17 protein-coding genes are annotated in these 23,806 nt (G+C 26.7%); all 17 read right to left on the minus strand.

What is annotated here, in order from left to right:
- Window positions 1–32: 32 nt before the first annotated feature.
- Complete coding sequence (locus tag BCF89_RS07845) at window positions 33–4,343, minus strand: PolC-type DNA polymerase III (RefSeq protein WP_111518353.1); 4,311 nt, start codon at window positions 4,341–4,343, stop codon at window positions 33–35.
- 17 nt (window positions 4,344–4,360) lie between these two features.
- Complete coding sequence (locus tag BCF89_RS07850; RefSeq protein WP_111518354.1) at window positions 4,361–5,338, minus strand: phosphatidate cytidylyltransferase; 978 nt, start codon at window positions 5,336–5,338, stop codon at window positions 4,361–4,363.
- 57 nt (window positions 5,339–5,395) lie between these two features.
- Window positions 5,396–5,947, minus strand: coding sequence for a ribosome-recycling factor (locus tag BCF89_RS01480; RefSeq protein WP_111518355.1), 552 nt, complete (start codon window positions 5,945–5,947; stop codon window positions 5,396–5,398).
- Between the two features lie 18 nt (window positions 5,948–5,965).
- Window positions 5,966–6,700 carry a UMP kinase gene (gene pyrH / locus BCF89_RS01485; RefSeq protein ID WP_111518356.1) on the minus strand — a complete coding sequence of 245 codons (735 nt, stop codon included), beginning with the start codon at window positions 6,698–6,700 and terminating at the stop codon, window positions 5,966–5,968.
- A gap of 100 nt (window positions 6,701–6,800) precedes the next feature.
- A complete protein-coding gene (locus BCF89_RS01490) occupies window positions 6,801–7,031 on the minus strand; it encodes a hypothetical protein (RefSeq protein ID WP_111518357.1) in 231 nt (76 codons plus the stop codon).
- A complete protein-coding gene (ftsY, locus tag BCF89_RS01495; RefSeq protein ID WP_111518358.1) occupies window positions 7,031–8,086 on the minus strand; it encodes a signal recognition particle-docking protein FtsY in 1,056 nt (351 codons plus the stop codon). Before ftsY ends, BCF89_RS01490 begins: the two co-directional genes overlap by 1 nt.
- Before the next feature lie 166 nt (window positions 8,087–8,252).
- Window positions 8,253–9,617, minus strand: a complete 1,365-nt coding sequence (gene rlmD / locus BCF89_RS07855; protein ID WP_111518359.1) for a 23S rRNA (uracil(1939)-C(5))-methyltransferase RlmD — start codon at window positions 9,615–9,617, stop codon at window positions 8,253–8,255.
- A complete protein-coding gene (gene mnmE, locus BCF89_RS01505) occupies window positions 9,617–10,960 on the minus strand; it encodes a tRNA uridine-5-carboxymethylaminomethyl(34) synthesis GTPase MnmE (protein ID WP_111518360.1) in 1,344 nt (447 codons plus the stop codon). The genes rlmD and mnmE overlap by 1 nt, the downstream gene beginning before the upstream one ends.
- Window positions 10,961–11,238: 278 nt before the next feature.
- Window positions 11,239–13,149, minus strand: coding sequence for a M13 family metallopeptidase (locus tag BCF89_RS07860; protein ID WP_111518362.1), 1,911 nt, complete (start codon window positions 13,147–13,149; stop codon window positions 11,239–11,241).
- 3 nt (window positions 13,150–13,152) lie between these two features.
- Complete coding sequence (locus tag BCF89_RS07865) at window positions 13,153–14,766, minus strand: MHO_4530 family protein (RefSeq protein ID WP_111518364.1); 1,614 nt, start codon at window positions 14,764–14,766, stop codon at window positions 13,153–13,155.
- Entirely contained in the window at window positions 14,753–16,972 is a 2,220-nt protein-coding gene (locus BCF89_RS07870; protein ID WP_111518366.1) for an ATP-dependent helicase, read from the minus strand. Before BCF89_RS07870 ends, BCF89_RS07865 begins: the two co-directional genes overlap by 14 nt.
- An 85-nt stretch (window positions 16,973–17,057) precedes the next feature.
- Window positions 17,058–17,720 carry an RDD family protein gene (locus BCF89_RS07875; protein ID WP_111518368.1) on the minus strand — a complete coding sequence of 221 codons (663 nt, stop codon included), beginning with the start codon at window positions 17,718–17,720 and terminating at the stop codon, window positions 17,058–17,060.
- Entirely contained in the window at window positions 17,714–18,715 is a 1,002-nt protein-coding gene (locus tag BCF89_RS07880) for a glycosyltransferase family 2 protein (RefSeq protein WP_111518370.1), read from the minus strand. The genes BCF89_RS07875 and BCF89_RS07880 overlap by 7 nt, the downstream gene beginning before the upstream one ends.
- Window positions 18,716–18,723: 8 nt before the next feature.
- Window positions 18,724–20,073, minus strand: a complete 1,350-nt coding sequence (asnS, locus tag BCF89_RS01535; protein WP_111518372.1) for an asparagine--tRNA ligase — start codon at window positions 20,071–20,073, stop codon at window positions 18,724–18,726.
- Between the two features lie 259 nt (window positions 20,074–20,332).
- Window positions 20,333–22,078 carry a hypothetical protein gene (locus BCF89_RS07885; protein WP_111518374.1) on the minus strand — a complete coding sequence of 582 codons (1,746 nt, stop codon included), beginning with the start codon at window positions 22,076–22,078 and terminating at the stop codon, window positions 20,333–20,335.
- 15 nt (window positions 22,079–22,093) lie between these two features.
- Entirely contained in the window at window positions 22,094–22,942 is an 849-nt protein-coding gene (locus BCF89_RS07890) for an ABC transporter permease (protein WP_111518376.1), read from the minus strand.
- A complete protein-coding gene (locus tag BCF89_RS07895; RefSeq protein ID WP_111518378.1) occupies window positions 22,935–23,798 on the minus strand; it encodes an ABC transporter permease in 864 nt (287 codons plus the stop codon). Before BCF89_RS07895 ends, BCF89_RS07890 begins: the two co-directional genes overlap by 8 nt.
- Between the last annotated feature and the right edge of the window lie 8 nt (window positions 23,799–23,806).

Here is a 23,806-nt window from a genome sequence, read left to right on the forward strand (position 1 = left end):
AAACAATTTAAAATCACTATTTTTATTTATTCTTAAAATAATTCAACTTGATTGGTTTCGTTTAAATCTTTTAGAATTCCTAATCTTCTTAACTCGTTACAAATTTTTATATTTATTTTTGCTCTTTCTGTTAAATCCTCAATAGAAAGAAATGGAGATTCTGCTCTTGCCTTAATAATTGATTCAGCAACTGTCTCACCTAAGCCATCAACAACATTAAATGGAGGGATTAGTGATTTTTTATCCTTGTCTACAATTCAATTTTTAGCATCAGATTTTTCTAGTGATACATTTTGAATACTAAATCCTCTTGCATACATTTCCTTAGTAATTTCAAATGTTGTTATTAGCGCAGATTCTTTTGTTGAAAGAGGATTTGCCTTATCATTTTTACGATTTTTATAATCATATAGTATTTCACTAACTTTGTTATATCCGTTTGACATAACCTCAATATCTATTGCATCAGGTCGTATTGAAAAATATGAAGCATAAAATTCAAGTGGATAATATAGTTTATATCATCCGATTCTTCAAGCCATAATAACATATGCAGTCGCATGAGCCTTAGGAAACATATATTCAATTTTTTTAAGTGAATTAATATATCAATCAGGAACGTTACTATTGATTAATAGATCTTCTTGTTCAACAGTCAATCCCTTTCCCTTACGTACTCTTTCCATAATCTCAAAAGCCACTAAAGGCTCAATTTTTCTTTTTATTAACTCTTGCATGATATCATCACGACAACAAACACAATCTTTTAGTTTAAACCCTTTTTTTACTAACTCTTCAGCATTTCCTGCTCACACATTTGTTCCATGACTCAATCCACTCAATAGAATTAAGTCATTAAATGTCCGAGGTTGTGCTTCCTTTAACATTCCACGCACAAAATTTGTTCCAAATTCAGGTAGTCCATATGCCCCAGTTGTTTCATTATCAATCATACTTGGACTTATTTTCATTGATTCAGTTGTATAAAATAATTTCATTACTTCTTTATCAAATTTAGGAATACTTTTTACACTTACACCAGTTAAATCTTCAAGCATTTTTATCGTTGTTGGATCATCATGTCCAAGTAAATCAAGTTTTAAAACATTATCATGAATAGATTCGAAATTAAAATGCGTTGTTTTTCAGGTACTATTAGTATCATTTGCTGGATAATTAACTGGCGTAAAATCCTCAACATCAAACTCTTTTGGAATAACAATTATTCCTCCAGGATGCTGACCTGTTGTTCTCTTAACTCCCGCTGCTTTTGATGCTAGAAAATCCAAAAAAGTTCTTGATCAAGGAATCTCATCTTTTCTTTCTTCATGCATATATTTTTCACAAAATCCAAATGCTGTTTTTAGTGCAATTTTTGATATTGTTCCAGCTCTAAAAGAGTGATCATCACCAAATAATTCTCTAACTAGATTATGAATTGTAGGTTGATATTCACCACTAAAATTTAAATCAATGTCAGGAACCTTATTTGCTTCGAATCCCAAGAATGTTTCAAATGGAATATTATGTCCGTCCTTTGAAAGCATTTGATCGCATTTTGGACATCTTTTATCAGGTAAATCTCAACCTGAATAAATATTTGAATCTTCACTTCATTCAAAATATTTACAATTTGAACATAAATAATGTGGTTCAAGCGGATTAACTTCGGATATTTGAGATAAATTAGCAACGATTGACGAACCTACTGATCCTCTACTTCCTACTAAGTATCCATCTTCATTTGATCTTTTTACTAACTTATGACTTATTCAATAAATTGCTGAATAACCATATTTAATAATTGGATTTAATTCTTTTTCAACACGTTCAATAATTTTTTTATCTGGATTGCTTCCATATTTTTCATATAAGTTCTTGTAAACTAATTCTCTTAATTTTACTGGTGAATTGTCAAAACTAGGTACATACAATTTGTCTTTTATAACTTGAATATCTTCAATTTGTTCAACAATCTTCTTAGGATTATTAATCACAAGATCCTTTATTATCTTTTCATCGCCTAAGAAAATAAATTGATCAATCATTTCTCTTGTTGTTAAATATTTAAATGAAGGTTGTGCTCTTCCTTTTAATCAATGCTTTCCTCCACCTAGTGACGGAGCATTAATATAGATTGCATGAATTTGTTTTTGGTATTCATAAACATATCTAGCATCCGAAGTAGCAATGCACATTTTATTTAATGATTTACATTTTGTTAGCAAATCTTTATAGGCTCATTGTAGGTCTGACATTGAAATATCTTCAATTTTTACATAATAAACAAAGGAATCAATCGGAGGAAGTTCAATATAGTCAAAATTCTTGATTTCTTCAATGATTTCATCATCAGTTCCAAACAACACCTTATCTCATAAAAGGGATTGATTTGTTGCTGAACCAAATAAAAGATTAGGATATTTGTCTTTATCTTCAATGTAAAATTTTGGTCCATCAGCAAAGTCATTTGTCAATGAATTAGATAATATTTTGAATAATTCTTTCAATCCTTGTTGATTTTTTGCTAGCACTCTAATTTCTGATGATCTTCTTCTTTTAGCTCATAATGATGTATCATAGTTAAATAAATCCATTGAACTGAATATTTGTTTTTCAATATTTAATCTAGATATCATTCGCAATCACACTTGAGCTAAAACATTGGCATCATAATCTGCTCTATGTGCCTCAGCAACATTGTATGCTATATTAAAACGTTTACATACTCTTTCTAATTTATGTAATCTATCATCAGTATCTAATAGGTATGAAACTCTTAAGGTATCAATACAAACCAAATTACTTATATCTAAATTTAATTCCTTAAATTTTTGAAAACACATTCGCATATCGAAACTACCATTATGTGCGACAGCAATACGATTGTTTAAAATTTCATATATCTTTTTAATTCCTTCTTCTTGTTCATAACCTTTTGCTAACATTGATTCATTGATATTTGTCAATTCTTGAATCTTTTGTGTTAGTGGTTTATTTGTTTTTAAGAAGAATTGAATCTTTTCAATCTGTTTTCCATTTTTTATAATCGAAGCACCAAATTCGATAATATCATCAAATCTTGAAGAAAGTCCAGTTGTTTCAAGGTCAAAAACAACGTATTCTGCATCAGACAATATAAAATCTTTATATCCAATAAAAATTGAATTCTTATTCGATATAGTTGATAACGTGGCTCCATATATTGGTTTAATTGTCTTATTTTTCTTTAAGAGATTATAGAAGCTTGGAAAACTTTGGACATTATCTAGATCGGTGATTGCAATAGCTTTATGTCCTAATTTTTCCATTGCCTCAATATATTCTTCTGGCGATGAAATTCCATCTTGAGCACTCATGTTTGTTCTAACTGCCAAATCAATTCTTTTTTCAGTTTCATTATCTTGTGTAATTGAAACTAATGATTCAGTTGGTGTGTATCAATTCTTGCCTGATGTTAAAATAAATTTACTTTTGGTATACGTATCATCACTTAGAAGACCTTGAACATAAATTGTGTCACCTATTTTTAGGTTAGGTTTTTCATCATTTATATCTTGAATATATTTAATTGCAATTGCTTCTTTATAGTCAGAAATTCGAATGTTTAAAATTCTCTTATTTGTATTTGTCGTTCTTCATTCAAGAAAGAAAATTTCTCCTTTTAACATCACTCTAATCTGCTCAAATGTGATTAACGCATCAGAAATACTCATCTCAATTGGTTTATGTGATGCTTTATAAGATTTATTAAAAAATGGATTATTATCGTCCTTTGATAAAGATTTATTGTTAGTATCCTTCTTGATTGAATCAAAAGAATTAATTAAATCTTTGACAATTGTTTTTCCTTCATTAATTTCTTTTTTTTCACTTAATTTATACAAAGGAGTAAGAAACTCGAATCCTATTTTTTCAAGACATAATTTTATTTCTCTATCAAAGGATTTAAAAGACTCATACGCCTTTTTGGTTGGAATATTGAATGAAATTTGGTTATCATTTAAGTCTAAAATTTCAGGATTAATAAACCCTGAAATTGAATGTAATCTACGATATGAAGTATCTATCATGTATTTTAAATAATCAGCAATAACTTTTTTATCTAAAATCATATTTTGAACATATAGATTAATTTTACAATCTGGAAATTTAGAGCGCATTGCCTTCTTAAACTCAAGATATTTGGTTATTTCAATATGTTCTTCAAATTGAATATCAAAGATTCAATTTTTAAGACTTGCTAATGCAGGCTGCACAGATAAAAGTTTTGTACCCTCAAATAAACTTGAAGGTTTAAAATTTATTTCCTTACATAAATTTTCAAAACCTTTGTCTAGCATAATAACTCCCCTTAAAATTATTTGATTAATAGAATTAAGGACATAGATATCGCAACAAAAGACATTGAATCAAAACGATCCATAAAGCCTCCATGTCCTGGAATAAGATTAGAAAAATCTTTAATTCCTAATATTCTTTTTATCCCTGAGAATACCAAATCACCAATGATTGAAGCAATAGGTAAAATAAACAAACCAGTCACTAATTGTCTTCAATTTGTTAGTATTAAGAAAATAGATGGACCTTGCATTAAGTGTCCTAAGTACATTGTAATAAATACAAAAAGAGAACCAAATATAAAACCAATAATTACTCCTTCTCAAGATTTCTTGGGACTAATTGTTGGCGCAAATCCGACCTTTATTATCTTTCTTCCTAATAATGATCCACCAATATATGCCATTGAATCTGTAAATATTGGAATTGTAATCATGGCAAATAATAAATATATGTTTGCTGCATTAAAAATAAAAATTGCCTTAAATGCTAGCGGAATAAATCATGTTACAAAAATAACAATTAAATAAGAATTTATTTTTCTTTTTAATTTAGCTTTTGAAACAAAAAGCTCAACTAAATAGATGAAAGAAATCAATGTAATTAGAATCAATAATTGAAGAACTCTAAATTTTGTTATTTCATCATAGCCAAAGAACACAGTTAACTTAATTTGTTCAACTAAAGTTTGAATGTCAATCCCAGTATTACTTGCTAAATTTATAAATGAATTATTTGGATTATTTTCTTGATTTATAAATCAATTAATAGGCATCAACCATATTAAAACACTAGATATTGAAATTATGATACTTTCTCATTTTCTTAAAATTCGATGTGAAATAACTTCATAGACTGCCCATGTTGAAATTAAACTATAAAATATGATTCCAATTATTTTTCCTGAAATTTTTCCATAATAAATTACAAATAAAAAAGGTATCAATATTAATAACAAAATGATTGCAGATTTTAATCTAACTTTTATATCTTTCATTTCTTTATCCTAATCTGTTTTAAATTAATTTGACATAAAACAGTTAACTTAAAGAATTTAAATTGTCATTAATTCTTTTTCTTTTGTCTTAAGTAGATTATTCACTTGTTCAATTGCTTTATCAATTTCTTTTTGAATTTGATCTAAAAAATTCTTTTGTAAGTCTTCAGATAGTTCTTTATCTGCTTTTATTTGCTTATTTATGTCTTGGCGAATTTGTCTAATTACTATTTTTGCTTGCTCAGATAATTGTGCTAAGACCTTAGTCATTTCAATACGTTTTTCAGTAGTCATTTGAGGATATATCAATCTTAATTGATGTCCAACATTAACAATTGTAATGTTTAGTTTTTGATCCATTAATGTTTTTTCAATCGCCTTTAAAATCCCCATATCATATGGTTTAACTAGTAATTCTAAGGGTCCATTAGGTGTGATTGATGCTAATTCTTCCAAACTCATTCATGAATCATAGTAATTAATTTTGATTTTATTAATCAATGTTGGATTCGCCTTTCCAACTGCAACCTTTAATAATTGATGCTCAAAATTATTAATTGCTTTATCAATACTATCTTTTAATTCTTCAATATAAAAACTCAACTCCATACTTCTTCCTTATATTATTTATTCCTTTATTTCTTTTGTAATAAGTGTATTTGGGATTCTATTTTCAATTGCTCTTAATAAGGCATTTTCTTCATTAATATCAAAAATGATTATGTCAATATTGTTATCTTTTGCCATTGATGCAGCTGTTTGATCAATAACTCTTAGATCTTTTTCCAATAATTGATCATAAGTTATTTTGTCAAACTTAATTGCATTTTTATTAAATTTAGGATCGCTATCATAAACTCCATCAACATTATTTTTTCCCATTAGAATTGCATCAGCTTCAATTTCAGATGCATATAATGTTGAAGCAGTATCAGTTGTAAAAAATGGTCTTCCAGTTCCACCTGCAAAAATAACAACCTCGCCATCGCGTAAGTATTTTTTTGCTTTTTCATTAATATATACTTCACAAACCTTCGGATCCATTGTTAGAGAAGATAAAACTCGTGATTGTAGGCCGTTATTTTCAAATCCAGATTGAAGTGCTAAAGCATTCATAGTTGTTGCAAGCATTCCGATATAGTCAGCTCTTACTCGATTTATTCCATTCTTAGCTGCGCTAGTTCCTCGCCAAAAGTTTCCGCCGCCAACAACTATTGCTACTTCAACATTATTACTAATTATTGTTTTTAGTTGTTTTGCAAATTTTGTAACTAGTTCATAGTCAATTGCTAAATGTTTATCTTTGTTAGCGAGCCCTTCACCAGATAGTTTGATTAAAATTCTTTTATATTTATAATTCACGATAACCTCATTAAACCAAACTAAATTTATATAAATTTAGTCTATTAAATATTTATATATAATCTAAGCAAAATTATATATTAGTTTAATTTAAATGCTTTTATAAAGATTTGTCATTTATTTTTTTATCTAGAAGAAATAATTTTTCCTTACCTTTTTTCATTGCATCATATGCTCCAGATCTTGTCATTGCTAATTCATTAGCAATTTCTTGAAAAGATAAATCTTCAAATAGATATAGATATAATGCCTGTTTTTGAGATTGAGCTAAAAGAGCGCCATACTTTTCGAATAATTTAATTAATTTATCTCTTTCTTCAAAATCTTGCATTATTCATTAATACCCTTCATTAAACCAAAAATGTATGAATCTAAATCAAACTCTTCTAAATCCTCAATCTTCTCTCCTAATCCGATGTATTTTACGGCTAAATTTATTTCATCTTTAATTGTTAATACAATTCCACCTTTTGAGGTACCATCCATCTTAGTCAACACAATACCACTAAGGTTTGTAGCTTCACCAAATGATTTAGCTTGTGAAATTCCATTTTGACCTGTTGTTGCATCTAAAACTAACAAACTTTCCTGTGGAGCACCTTCAATCTTTGAACTAATTATTTTATTGATCTTTGATAATTCATTCATTAAATTAACTTTATTTTGCAATCTACCCGCTGTATCAATAATTAAAACATCATATTTTTCTTCTTTAGCCTTATCAATAGCTCTATAAACAACCGCAGCAGGATCGACCTCGTTTTGTAATGGTTTAACTATATCTGCTCCAACTTTATTTGCTCATATTTCAAGTTGCTCAACAGCTGCTGTTCTAAAGGTATCAGCCGCAGCAATCAATACCTTATATCCCTCATTAATTAATTTGTAAGCAATTTTTGAAATTGATGTTGTTTTGCCAGACCCATTAACTCCAACAACTAAAACTACATTAGTTCTATTTTTCTTAACATTTAAAGTCGTATCAATAATTGAATTTGATGTATAGATTGTAAAAAGTTTGTCAGCAATAATTTCATTTATTAATTTAGGATCGACAATATTTTCATTTTTTACTTCTTTTTTACACTCTTCAATGATTATTTGAACTAATTTCATTGAAATATCAGCCATTATTAGTATTTCTTCGAGTTCTTCAAAAAATTCTTCATCAATCTTATTGTGTTTATTTTGAAGCTGTTTAATACTTTCGATGAAGGATGAGTTAGATTTTGATAGACCTGCAATGTATGTATCTAGTTTATTTTTTTTCTTTAATTCTTTTTCAAGTTGTTTCTTTTCTTTTGCTTCAATCTTTTCTTGTTTTTTTGCAATTCTTTCTTCTTTAGTACCAAAAAGTTTATCTTTTAATTTTGACCAAAACCCCATCATTTCTCCTAAAAAGATTAATAAATTAATTGTATTTATATAAATTTTAATATAAAAAATCTAATAAAAAAAGAATAGTAAACTATTGAGTTTTTTTATATTTATTCATTTTAAAGTAACTCAATTATTTGCTATTCGATTATTTGTTTAAGTGATACATAAATTATTAAATTTGATATTTTTTTTCAATCAAAACAAGTGTTTCAATATGTGGGGTTTGTGGGAACATATCAAATGGTTGAACTTTTTTAATTAAATAATCATTCTTAACAAACTCATTTAAGTCTCTTATTAAGGTCTTGGGGTCACAACTTAAATATAAGATTTTATTGATTTTTGATTCAACAATAGCATTGATACTTTCTTTTCTTAATCCTTCTCTAGGAGGATCAAAGATAATTAGATCAATTTTTTCTTTATTTTGATTTATTCATTCATTTGCATCTGCATTTATTATTTCTATATTTGAAATATTATTTAATTCAATATTTCTTTTTGCTTGGTCTGTCGCATTTTTGTTTAATTCAATTGAATAAACCTTATTTGTCTTGTTAGCAATATAACACGCAATCGTACCAACCCCACTAAATGCATCAACAACATTTAAATTTTCATTTGGAATTAATTCATATATTTGTTGATAGATTTCTTTAGTAACCTCTTCATTAATTTGATAGAAACTATCATTTTTGACTTCAAAAATATTATTATTGATTTTACATTTTATTCCTTGATGATTTAATAAATTGATTCATTTATTCTCTAGTTCATTAAAGATACTAATTTTATATGCATCATCTAATTTATTGATTTCATTCAAATTGTCTATCAATCTTTTTTCAATATTTCTATCAATATATAGAATAATTTCTATTTCATTTGTTGAATAATTGTTGGCTCTTAAAGTAATTTTTTTAGGTTTTAGTGAAAGAATTGTATCTTTAAATTGTTTGTTATTTTTACTAGACGGATTTAATAAAACTGATTTATAAAAGTCTCGTATTGTTTGATTTGCTAACAATAAATCTTTTTGTTCAACTAATTCATGACTATGTCTTTTATAAAATCCAAAGGATATCTTATTAGTTTTATAATCAACTTGAAGTGTAATCTTATTACGATAGGATAATTGATTTGGTGACTTGATTATTGAATTAATTTTATTAATTCCTAAATTTCTTCTGAATAAGTTTTCAATAAGATTTTGTTTAAACTCTATTTGATTTTCATAACTTAGAACAACAAGTAGAGCACTGCCGCTTTCATATAACATGCTTTCATCAAGATCTAATTTTCTTCTTGCATTTGAGGTTTTTATAAAGTTTATAACTTTTGCAAAACAGCACTTTTTGGAATAATAAGTAATTTGAATATCAGCAATTTCTTGAGGTAGTAAATTATAAACAAAAATAGGAACTTCAAAATCCCTTATGATACAAAGCCCTTCATAACTTAGTCCATCAAACAAAGATTGATTATTTGTTATATTCCTTAAAATTAAATCTTTTTTTAATTGAATATTTTTATTCATTATTTACCCAAGCAAAATTTATTAAACATATTATCAAGTAACGCTTCGTTATCATGCTCTTTGTTCAAAATTTCTCTTAATATTGCTCAAGCTTTATTTATATCTAAGATAACAACTTCTGGTCCAAAACCTGCTTTTAAGCTTTCAATTGTGGTATTTAGTTCATTAATGCATTGTTTTAAAAGTCCGATTCTTCTTGTGTTATAAATTAATTCAGGATCTTCATAATCTAAGTTTAAATAATTTTTAATAAGTGCATTTTTTAGTTCTCATAGATAACCATTTTTAGCTGAAGTTAGAATTACATTATTGGAAACTTTTTCTTTAAGCAAATCACTTTTGTTTATTACTGGAATATAGATTTTATTTTTTGATAATTCTTTTATTTTTATATCTTCTTCATTTTCTTTATGCATTGGACTTGTTAAATGAACCACAATTTTAGCTTCTTCGATAGCTTTAATTGAACGTTCTATTCCAATTGATTCAATTTTGTCATTTGTTTTTCTTATTCCAGCTGTATCAATCATTTTGAATAGAATACCATTTAATTCATATGTATCTTCCACTATATCTCTAGTAGTTCCTGCTATGTCTGTAACTATAGCTTTTTCTTTTCCTAATAGATTATTTAAAATTGATGATTTCCCAGTATTGGGTTGACCTACAATAGCTACCTTAATTCCGTTATAAACATCTGAGGCATTTTCTGATTTTTTAACAATTATTTCAATATTATTTTTTAAATTATTAATCATAGTTAATAATTTTTCACTATTCATTTGTTCAATATCATTGTAGTCAGAATAATCAATATTTATTTCGATAATTGAAATAATCATTAAAAGTTGTTGTTCTAATTTATCAATTATTTCACTGTCTTTATCATTGAATTGTGTGATTGCTATTTCAGCTTGAATATTTGTTTGCGCATGAATTAATGAATTGATTGCTTCTGCTTTTTCTAGACTTATTTTTCCATTTAAAAAGGCTCTTCTTGAAAATTCTCCACGATTTGCCATTCTAGCTCCGTTGGCTAGAATTAAGTTTAAGATTTTATTTGTTACTATAATCCCACCATGAGCATTAATTTCAATTGTATCTTCACCAGTAAAATTTTTGTTTCCAATAAAAAAATTAACTAAAACTTCATCAATTATTTTTTTTGTTCTTGGGTCAACTATATATCCGTAAGTAATCGTTTTATCTGTTCCAATTTTTCCTGTGTAAATTTTCTTTATTATTTCAATAGCATCTGGACCGGATATTCTAATTATAGAAATTGCTTGGTTAATATTACCTGATGAAATAGCAGCAATTGTATCGTTATAAATATTTTTCATAGATTAAATTATAGAATAATTTATTTTTTGTTATACATATGAGTTTTTAATAAATTTTAAATTTAATTGTTAAATTTTGAAATTAATGAAAGACAAGTTATCTGTTATTTTAATTAATAATATAAATAAAGGCTGTAAATAAATAAAAAAGCAATATAAATTGCTTAAATTAAGTTGAAAATGATGTTAATAATCATGTATATAAAAAAGGATATTATAAAAATTATTGACATTTCTATATTTTATAGAAAATAAAAAAGCAAGTTACCTTGCTTTAATTATCATATCTTAACTCTTTTGTTGGAAGGAAGATACATCTTGTCACCTTTTTTAATGTCAAAGGCATCATAGAAATCATCTGAGTTTTGAATTTGAATATTTGCTCTTAAGACCACTGGAGCATGTACATCAGTATCGATTAATAGTTTTTGTAATTCCTTACGGTATTTTGAACGTCAATTAATTGCGTAATTGATATAAAATTCCTTGGCATTAAAGTCATCTTCGGTTTTTGCTGCTTCTAGAGCGCAAGACACTCCGCCCGCATCTGCGATGTTTTCTGAAACAGTTAATTTACCATTACATTTTCCTGCTTCAGTTTTTTTACCATCGAATAATTCAATCATCTTTTGTGCACGTTTATTGAACTCGTTTTTGTCTTGTTCTGTTCATCAATTAACCATATTTCCGACTTCATCAAAATTGGCACCGTTATTATCAAATGCATGTGATATTTCATGTGCGATAACAGTTCCTATACCACCATAATTTCTTGATGATGATTGTTTTTTACTATAGAATGGAGCTTGAAGAATTCCAGCTGGAAATACAATGATATTTTTAGTTGGGTTATAGTAGGCATTTACTATTGCAGGTGTCATTGATCATAAGTCTTTGTTTTTCTTTTTTCCATATTGTTGGAATTTATATTCTGATTCAATTCTTTGAAATTCCATAACATTCATTAATAGGGCATTGTAGCCATCATATTCTTTAAGAATTAGCTTATCGTAGTATTCTTCGTATATTTTAGGAAAACCTACATATGCACCTATTTTGGATAGTTTTAAAATTGCTTTTTCTTTTGTTGCTTCAGAAAGTCAATTATTACTCTTTAAACGTTTAGCATAGATTGAAATCATTTTATCAATCATTGATTCAACATTTTTCTTATTTTCTTCTCCAAAGAAAGTTTCACCATAATATTTTCCAAAAGGCATTTTGTAAATACTGTCAACAACTAATTTAATGGCAATTTTTTGTTTTGGTTGAGCTTTTAATTGTCCTCTTAGTGATCTCGAGAATTCACCAGAAATGACTAAACTATCGTAATCTAAAAAAGGAGCCAAAGATAAGATTGTATTTATGTACAAGAAAGCTTTGTAATTATCAAAGTTTTCTGGAGTAAGTAAGAGTGATAAATCATCAATCAAGCGATCTGAAACAGAAATTACTTGGTCAATTTCTTCGCTATAAATACTTCTAATAATGTTTGATAATTTAAGTGTCTTGATTTTCGAATCAAATTCTGAAACTTTTTTTGGATTGTAAATATTGGTTATAACTGCTCATTCCTCAGCAGATAATATGTATTTAGCTGCTTCAGTATCTCATAATAAAGCTTTGTTAATTAAATTCTCAACTCATTTAGTATCTTTACTAATTTTTAAAAGAAGTTTCTTAACCATTGAAATTCAAATTTTATACATTGAATTCTTTTTTTCTTCATCTGAATAGTATTGCTTTTCAGGGAGAATAACATTAGGACACGAAACAAAAAGAATTTGTTTCTCAAAATTTTTGAAATCAGTCTCAATGAAAAATGGAATAGGAAGTTCAAATCCGCTGAATAGAAAATATTTATAATTACTTTCTAAATCAGCTCAACTTTGAAGTGAATTAATTTTGTCCAAGATTGGTAGTATGGGTTTAATACCATTGCTTCTTCTTTGGTTTCAATCACTAAATAATTTGTAAAATTTAACCATTTCTAAAAGCGTTGGATTATTTTTTATATCAGAAGGATCTTCGATTCATTTGTTCATTAATTTTATTTTCAATTTCGTTAGACTTTCATCTAGTCTTTCAAAAGAACCAACAGACGATTTGTTATCCGGAATTTTGTGTTTAGCTAATCATTCACCATTAATTGCCTCAAAAAAATTATCTTTTATAAGTTTCTTATTCATAAATTACCTTTCTTTATTCTTTACACCAAACTTTTTATCGATTTTATTTTTTGCATAAAATATTTTCAAATTATTGAGTGTAATTGCTTTTTTGAAATTCTTGTAATTGATTTTTTCAAAAACAATTGATATATTTAATTTTTCAGCTTTTCTTAAAAGAAAATTTAAGTGTATGATGATACTTGGTTGATCATTTTTTTTTACAATTTCTTCATCAATTCAAATCATATCAATTCAATCATCAATATTGAATATGATACTTTCATTTATTTCAGTTAATTTTATTTTGGCTTTAAAAGCATTATTAATCTTTCTAATTTGCTCAACTTTTTTCTTTGTTCGACCTAAAGTTTTTTTGCTATTAATTTTTATTAATTGCAAAAAATTTTGAGATTTGGAATTAAGTTCATTGATTGTTGTATTATCAATGGTATTAAAAATATAGTCTTGAATATTAATAATTTTATTTTCGATACTTTCGGAACCAATATTTTTATAAAAATGTCAAAAAGAATTCTTATAGAGATCAAAAATAGTTCAAATTTCCTTGTTTTCTTTATCAAGAAACTTAAATTCTTTTTTAAACTCTTTATCAATCTGCAATATATCAAACCTTTGGATTGAATCTTCTAAATCATTTAAGTAAATTTGTTTTTTATCAAAATCATTCAATTTTAGATTACTTTTAATTAAATCGTATTTATTCTTGAATGCAATAAATTCATTTGAATCAATTAAATTATTAGATAACCAATAACTGTCAAGATTCAAATCTAATTTTAAATAGTCAAATATTAACTCATAGTTATAAATGGCTAACGAAGGATCTTCTTTATTTACAATCAATGAACTATTAAATGCATAAAATGACTTAAAAAAATTCTTATATCAATAAGAGTAGTAGTTTTTAATAATCTTAATGATTTTATTGGAACTTTTTAAACTAAATTTATTTTTAGGAAATAGCAAAAAGAGTTTATTTCAATCTAAAATAGTTTGAACTCCCATAATCTTATGTTGAATGAATAGATCTCTAAATATCTTTATTAAACCATCAAAACTATTGATGTTTTTGATATTTAACATGAGTACACAAGCAACATATTCGTCTTCGGGATTTAGTAGATAATTGATGTTTGTATTCAATCCTTCAATGATTGTTCTTTCAATATTTGTAATTTCTTTTCAACTAAGACTTACCAATAATTTGTTTTCATCAATAAAATTAAGTTCAATATTTACTTTTGTAATACTTAATGATAATTTGTTTTTTTGTTTGTTAAAATCGATTCTTATATTTTTTCTAGTTTCAATTGCATGTTCAAAAGCATAAGAAGCTTTTTCATCTAGCAAACTTAGGAAGGATTCGAGTTTCTTTCATCTTTTATTTCATAATGAAAGTTTTTTTAAAAAGAAAGGTTGAGTATAAAGATTTTGAATATCACTGCGATATTTAATTCTTTCTTTTGCAATATTAACTTCAAGAAAAATTTGGCCATTTGTATTATTGATATCCCATTTTCTTTTGTTAATTAAATAAATAAGTAGGAAGGTGACTACACATACGCTGCTTAATAATATAAGAATAAATATGATTAAAGCATTATTCAAACTCATTGATATTGCCATCCCATTTTTTGATTGAGTGATGTGAACGTTCGAATTGTTTGATTCCTTTATCGTTTTGGAATTTAACGGTAATGATTGAACCAATTAAGTCAATAATTTGTCCCTTGCCATAGACTTTATGAATAATATAATCTCCAACAATTAAATCACTATTATTTAAATCGTTTTCCTTAGTTAGTGCAAAATCAGAAGCTAAATTTATTGAATCGTGTTTACTTCTAATTCCTGTTTCATCAATAAAACGACTTCTTTTTGTAAATCCAGAACGATTGATGGCGAATGAAAAATACAATTTTTTCTTTGCACGTGTGATTGCTACATACATTAATCTTCGTTCTTCTTCTAAAGCTTCAATATCTTCTTTATAGTTATCAAGATTTCTTATAAAAGTAAATTCACGATTAGGGGAATGAATGATAGATCTTCTTAGAGGGAATATCCCATCTGCAAGGCCGCAGATGAAAACATAATCAAATTCAAGACCTTTAGCATTATGTACTGTCATTAATGAGACAAAACTGGTTGCATCATCTTCAACATCACGATCTGTAATCAATGTGATTTCTTGAAGATATTCATCAATGCTACCTTTTTTGTTTTTGTTTTCTCAACGTTCAATTGCATTAATTAAACTTAGAAAATTTTCTTTTCTACTTTCATATTCTTCTTCAATATTTCTAAATGGTTCAAAATAACCAATAACTTGAATCATAAATTCTTTTAGCATTGTGCTAATTTTATTAGTTTTAAGTGCAACTCTAGCTCAACGAATGTTATTAATTAGATTTGCTATTTGTTGAATTGTGATTGTTGATATGTGTAAAGTATTCTGAATTTTATCAAAGTGATTTTCAATTGCATCAAATAAATTAATACCTTTTTCACGTGCAAAATTAAGAAGTTTTTCAATTGTAACTTCACCAATTTTTCTTGATGGTTTATTAATTATTCTTAGAAACATTAATTCATTTCCATCGTGAATAACTCTTAGGTAAGCAAGAGCATCTTTAATTTCTTCTCTTTGATAAAATTTGATTGAACCAAAAAGTTTATAGATTGTATTTTCTCTAATCAATGCTTCTTCGATAGCTCTTGAATAACTATTTGTACGAAATAAGATTGCGATATTTTTTAATTGAATTCGATTTCTTTTTAATTTTGATATGTTTTGAGCAATTCATCTTGCTTCATCTTCTTCAGAATAACCACTAAAGAATTCAACATCCTCACCCTCTTCGTTATAAGTATAAAGTTTTTTTTCTAGTCTTATTTTGTTGTTAGTAATCAATCTATTAGCATACTTCAAAATGGTTTTAGTTGATCGATAATTTTCTTCAAGTTTTATGGTTAAGGCATTTGGATAATCTTTATGAAAATTGATGATGATATTGATATCAGCATTTCTTCAACTATAAATTGTCTGATCTGGGTCACCAACGATTGTTAGATTGTTTGTTGAACATAATTTTTGAAGAATTTTATATTGAATTATGCTTGTATCTTGGAATTCATCAATTAATAAATAATTATATCTTCTTGCTCATTTATTAGCAGTTCGATAAAATTTTGGGTCATAAAACAACTTATAAACAAAAACTAAGAGATCATCAAAGTCAAGCGCTTGTGATCTTTCTAGTCTATCTTGATATTTCTTATAAATTAATTCTTTTGTTTGGATTGATTTTTTTTCTTCATCTGAAAGTGTTGGGTCATCTTCTTCGGATTCAATATTTAAAAAATCAAATAAGGCGTTTTTTTTGTTTTGAATAAAACTAATAATTGAATTATAACTATATTCAACATTTGAAATTTCAAGTTCTGAATATACTGATTTTAGAATGGCTTTTTGGTCTATTTCATCAACAATTTGAAAGTCATTGCGATAACCTAAAAGATGTATATCACGTCTAAGAATATTTGAACAGATTGAATGAAATGTTGTAATTGTTGGAAGTTTTGTTTCATCATCAAGGATACTAGCAACTCTTGATTTCATTTCGCTTGCAGCCTTGTTAGAAAAAGTTAAAGCTAAAATTCGCGAAGGATCTATGTCTAATTCATTAATTAGATAAGTTATTTTATATGTTAGAACTCTGGTTTTTCCAGAACCAGCTCCCGCAATAATCCGCAGCGGACCCTCGTTATATTCAACAGCTCTGCGTTGCTGTTCATTTAAATTATCTAAATTTAGCATATTATCCTCCTTTTGTTATAACTTATTTAATTATATCTTATTAAATATGCGCAAAATAGTACTACTAAAAAATAGCTATAATTAGCTATTTAAACCAATTAATTTTTGGAAGTTCTCTTCTTTTGGAAATAATTAATTTATTTTTAAATTCTTCATCATCTTCAATTTCTTCAAATTTATTTTTCCAAACAGTTTGTGTTCTTGATAATTTATCATTTCAATTAAGTCTAGTTGAACTTATTCCTGAGAGAATGATTAAGATTTGAGCATTTATTGCAATTGTTGCAAGCAATGAAGGAATGGCTAATATTATTTTTTGTCCAGCGTTTAACTTTTTACCTCTTGCTGCATCAATAAAACCATCAGCTGAAATGAGCATAAAACTTAGAAAAACAAAAATTCAAAATAAGGCAAATAATCTTTGGCGATCAAAAATATACTTAGATAATTTTCTGTTTTGGTCAATTTGAATAATTTTAATTTTGCAAATTAACATCCCGATAGTTTGTCCCTTGAGAATAATAGGAATTAAAATGTATTCAAGAATAATAAATAAAATTATTACTAGCAACCAAACTCTAAAAATTATCTCTTTGAAGATTTTGTTATTTGTATAGAAATCCATATTCTTGTAATTAAAAACAATAAATGAAGTCCCAATTGAAAAAATAATAAACAATAATAAATCAATTAATGTAGCTAGAAGTCTGATTCAAAAATTAGCTTTTATATTTTTTTTTACTATCATGTGAATTTTTTAAAAATTAAATTTCATTTTTTGCTAAAACCATCAGTTAAATTGTTTAAATCATTGATTTTGAATTCTTTAAAATAAGGATTAGTCTCTAGTTGTTTTAGTCAAAACTCTTTTTGATTCTTTATTTCTTTTAAAAGCGAGTTTCTTATGTTGGTATAGACCTTGTATTTTAATGAATCTTTTTTAATTTTAAAAATACCTAAATACCCAGCGACATAGTAACAAAAAGAAATAAGATTAGCAAAAATTAATGCATCTTTTTTGTTAGTATCTTCATCGTTGATTGAAGAAATGATTGAGTTTCAAACTCTTGTTAAAGAATTAATATTGAATAAAATGAATTTACCATTTACATCAGAGATTCAAGTATTTTTGTAATAAACGTATGATTTTGCTTTAAAAAAGCAATCAAAAATGAATTTTATGGAACTTTCAAAGTTAAAGTTTTTAATTTTGGATTTCTTAATTACTTCAGAAATAATTTCTTTCTTAATAATGTAATTTGAGTTAGATGAGGATGCTAAAGCAAGAGGTAAATTATTGGTTTCTAAATCGATAATATTAAGGTTTGGAAGAATCTCATCTTTGTAAAATGAAAATACATTTTCTTTTTTAGAATAAGGAATTTCAATAATATCTGGAAATTTATCTAGTGTTTCTAGAAACGAATTTATTCGTTCAATAAATTCACTCTTTATCTTGTAAGTTTGCTTCAAAATGTGAACATATGGCGTGTCAACTAAGTCAATTGCAGTTTTAAGTGTGGAATCAAGACTTTGGTGTGATGAATTGATAAGAATTTTACTTTTTTCTTTATGTTTTGTTTGTAATTTATCAAATTCAAATATTTGCTCATTAGTTGGATTATCGATTGTAATAATAAGATCAAAATTATTATTTTTTTGTTTATATATGTTGTGTAGAATTTTATCAATAGCAATATTTGGATTGTAAATAGGAATTATAATTGTTAAATTTTTATTCATATTTTAACCTACATTTTTATTTGTCCTGCGACTCTTGGAAATGGAATTACATCCCTAATATTCGCAATTCCAGTTACATACATAACTAATCTTTCAAAACCGATACCAAAACCTGAAGTTGGGGCATAGCCAAAGCGTCTTAAATCTAAATATCATTGTAATGGATTAGTTGGAATATGAAGTTCATTCATACGGTCAAGTAACTTTTGATATCTCTCTTCACGCTGACTTCCACCAATTAATTCACCAATTCCAGGAACTAATAAATCAAATGCAGCAACTGTTTTGTTGTCATCATTTTGATACATATAGAAAGCCTTAATATCTTTAGGATAGTTAATAACGGCAACTGGGCCTTTAATGATTTGCTCAGATAAGAATTTCTCATGTTCTGATGCTAAATCCATTCCGAAATGAATATCTTTTTCAATAAAGTGTTCTGTATAGTTCTTTAATTTTTCAACAACATCTTTATATTCAATTATTGTTAGAGTATTATCTAAAAACTTATTTAGGTTATCAAGTAATCCTGGATTTAATGAGTCTAAATAATTCATTTCAGCGCCAAAGTTTTTAATCGTATTTCTAATTGAAGTCTTTAATAAATCATCTGCAAGAAAAATAATATCTTTAAGTTTATAAAAAGCTACTTCAGGTTCAATCATTCAAAATTCTGCTAAATGTCTTGAGGTGTGTGAGTTTTCAGCTCTAAAAGTTGGGCCAAAAGTATATACTTTCTTAAAACTTTGTGCATAGGCTTCAGCATGCAGTTGTCCAGTAACACCAAGAAATGCCTTTTGTTTAAAGAAATAATCTTTGCTTTCATCATCGACTAAAAGGGTTTCGCCAGCCCCTTCTCCATCATTGGAAGTAATAATTGGTGAAGCCATATATAAGAAATTATGTTCTTGAAAGTATTTGTGGATTTCGAAGGATAATGAGTTTCTTATCAACATTATGCATTTAAAAAGGTTTGTTTTATTTCTTAAGTGAGGAATTTCTCTTAGAAATTCAAGTGAAGTTTCTTTTTTTTGGATAGGAAAATCTTCATCAACAGTGTTAATAATTGTTAATGATTCTAAAACTAACTCAAAGGGTTGTTGTGCTGATGGAGTAAGATGTATGTTTCCACTAACAATTACTGAAGTTCCAAGTGATATATTAGATACTGAATAATTTTCAATATCTTTTCCCTTAGCAACGATTTGAAGATTAGAAATTGAACTACCATCATTTAATGTTAGAAAGCGAATTTTTTCATTTCCACGATTAGAAACAATTCAACCTTTTAATTCGAGTTTTAATCCTTCTGTAATTTCATTTTTCTTTTGTATTGTAAACAAATCTTTAATTGTCATAATGTTCGTGTATTGATTCCTTATTTATATTAAATATATTTTAATTAATATTTAATTATACTTAATTATTTTACTAGCGTTACTTATATAGGATTTTCTAAGAATTAAAGATTGAATTTGATTGTGGTAAAAATAAGAAGAGCATAAAATAAATAGAATTAAAAAAAACAAAAAAGGCTTATTTATGAATTATAAAAACCTTTTTTTGTTTTAATAAACAAAGTATAAATTTAATTTAGGATTTTAGACAAATTTAATTTTAGTTTTTAGTTTTTTCGAAGTAATATGAAACAATTTTTGTTCTTAAATTATTGTCAATAAGAGGGTAGGTGAATAAGGAATATCCATTATCCTTTGTTGGATGAGGTTGCTCAAAAATTCCTCTTGCAATTTCATCATTTCCAAAGTATCATTTATCAATAAATTGATATGTTAATGAGTCAGCAGGAGTGTATGAAATATAATCAAAGTTTCCTATTTCAGATAATTCAATATCTCCAAAAACATCACTAAATATGTCTTCAAATAATTTATATCCATCATCAGAATGAGATCTAAGTAAATAAAGAAATTCTTTGAATTTATTGTCTTCAACTTGATTTGGATTAATGTGTTTAAATCATTCCTTTAAGTCAGATCAATTATTGTTTTTTAATAATTGATTCTTATTTAATAAATCAATTATTTCTTTCTTAGTTTCTTCATTTTCAAAGATATGTTGAAGAATTTCTTTTGCATCTTCTATTGCTTTTTCATTAATGTTCTCAATAATTTTCTCAATGAATTTTTCTTCGAGATTGTTTAATGCATTTTGGCCATTATACTCAGAATTATTACGATAAATATTTTCTTTTAAGGTATTTAGAAATTTATTTGTATCTTCTTCACTTAGTTTGTGTGAGATAATTCATCCATCCATTAGAATGTAATTATGTTTTGGTCTTATAAAGCGAATTAGTCCTTCTTCAACACTAGAAAAATTATCTTTTGAATAATAAGCATCTAATGCATCCCCATTGTAAACGACGGCAGCATCACTACGTCCTGAGGTTGGTTCAATTAAATGGTTAACTAATTCCAAACCATCCCCACTTAAGAAATTGTATTTTGTATCTCTAATTTCTTTTCCTGATGCATTTTTAACAAAGTTAACAAATGAATCAATTGCATCCTTATAATTATCTTCATTGAATTCAAAAAGTTTACCTTCTTCATTTGCAGTGAATTTTTTTTCTCAACCATCGCCATAATTGAATGCACCAATCATTAGGTTATCAACATATGCATTAGTTCATCCGACCCTTTGATAGTTGTTTTTTTGCAATGTTTTAAAGATATCAAGTCAATCTTTTTTTAATGTTTCATTTGCTAAATTTTCTATTTCTTCATCACTGATTTGTAAATGAGGTCTTGTACTCTTATTGATATTATAAGCAACGCCTTTATCTTGAGAATAATAAGGAATAATAAAGTCAGCAAAATGATCTCATTCATCAATATTTTTAGTCTTAGTTTCAAGTGATCTTCATGATCTTTTAGTAGAATCAATCTCAAAGCCAATTCTTTTTAAGTCTTCAGGGGTCATTGATGCTAATTTATTGTAGATTAATTGATCAAAGTTTTCAAGATGGTCTTGAATTGTTTCGGTAAATAGTTTCTTACGATTTTTTCAATCATTAGTTTCTTTTCCAAAAATGATTGAATAATCGATTTTCTTTATTTTTTTATCTAGGATTAGTTGTGCTGCTTGAAAGTCGCTACCAACACCGGCAATTGCTTTATCTTGAACTAATGCCTGTGTAAACTCATTTACTTCCTTGAATTGTTTGTAGTTGTAATCTTGGTTAATTTTTTTAATAATATCAGGCGCTAAATATGATTCATAATTGTATATACTAGGACGATATTTATTATTCAATTTTAAGGCTAGGGAACCAATAAATAGAAATAGAATTAGTATGCTAGCAAAGAAAAATATTAATGCTTTAAAAAGTCTTCTATGCAATTTATAAGAACCTCCCTAAAAATCTCTTTGTTGTTGTTTTCTTGTAAGTAAAATAGTCTTCTTAGTTTTTATGTTTTGACTTTTTTTGAATATGATATAGATTGTGTTTGAGAAGATAACAACAATTAGTGATATGGCACCTATCGCTAATGATCAGGCTTGAAATTGTCCTTCATACAATTTAGTTCCTAAGGTTTGAGTATTAGAAACTATTCTTGTAATAATGAAATCATCAAATGATAGAGTCATTGTCATGACAAATGTAAAACCAATCGAACCTAACATATATACAAAGTAAGTTTTAAATCATGTTTTAAATTTTGAATAACCTAAATCTTGACTTGCTTCGAATAGGTTTTTTGAAAATTTATCACTTTTAGGAAGCATGATTAGGATACCGTATGGTAAACACATAACTGTGTGTCCAATGATTGCTCTAAAGAATCCTTCGCTTGTTGCTTTAAGAGTTCCAAAGAAAATAAAGTTTAGAACAATTGCTAATGTTAGACCTGTAATAACATCGGGATTAATTAGAGGAATATTTGAAGTAGTTTGAACAAATGAACGCGCTGCCTTATTTTTGTGTCTCCAAAGAGCAAAAACAGTAAGTAATGATAGGGAAATAACTAAAATCGATGTTGCTAAGCCTAATAAAAATGAATTTGCAAATGCTAATAAATTTGATTTTGAAAATAGTTCTGTATATGCTTCAAACGAAGTTCGATTTCAAGTAGTTACAGAGAAAATTCCTTTATCAGATGGAGAATTGAAACTATATATGCTTCCAAAAATAATTGGAATATATAGAAATGCTAGGATTACAAACACATATGAGTATTTAATAAAACTTTTAAATTTATTCATAGTGACTCCCTTGTTTCTTTCTTGAAATTAGATATGGAATACCATAGATAATTCCATAGATAGTTAGCAATACTGAAAGTGTAATAATAACTAGAGTTGATGAGTTCGCTAGATCAAATGGATTTGCTGTATTTGCAAATTGATTAATTAGGTTACCAATCAATTGTTTTTGACTTCCGTTTGGTAGTAGTTTATCTGAAATAATAATTGAGGTTGCAGCCATCATAAGTACAATTCCTAATCCACTTAAAATTGCCTTTGCTGAGTAAGGAATAATAACAGTAAAGACTGTTTTAAACTTTGAATAACCTAAATCTTGGGATGCTTCAATAATATTATTTGGCATATCCTTTAAAACTTGGTATAAAGGAAGTACCATAAAAGGTAAGTATAAATAAACCATTCCAAGAATAATAAAGAAGTTATTGTTAAGTTGATTTTCATCAAAGATCGCTGAAAATAACCCTCTTACTGCTAAAGCTTTTGAAATTGTAAAGATTGCTAGTGGACTTAAAATTAAGGTTAATCCTAGAATCTTAATGACCGAATATTTTGAACGAGAAACAATGTAAGCATAAGGGAAACCAATAATAAGTGTTATTATTGCAGCAATTCCACCAGTTAAAAGTGATCTACCAATGATTACTCAAGTTGAAGGTCTTAATGCAATTGCTCAGTTTTCAAGTTGTTTTTGTTGACCTTCTAAGGGCTTAAAAGCATAAATTGAAACAAAAATCATTGGAAGAATAATAAATAAGATTGTAAAGATAACATATGGAATTATTAATGATAGCTGAAGTTTTTGAACAGGAGAAATAAATGTTTTCTTTTTATTTTTCTTAGTTTGAGTTTGCATTTTAAGAT

This window comes from Metamycoplasma auris (genome assembly GCF_003253435.1).
Lineage (GTDB): Bacteria > Bacillota_I > Bacilli_A > Mycoplasmatales > Metamycoplasmataceae > Metamycoplasma > Metamycoplasma auris.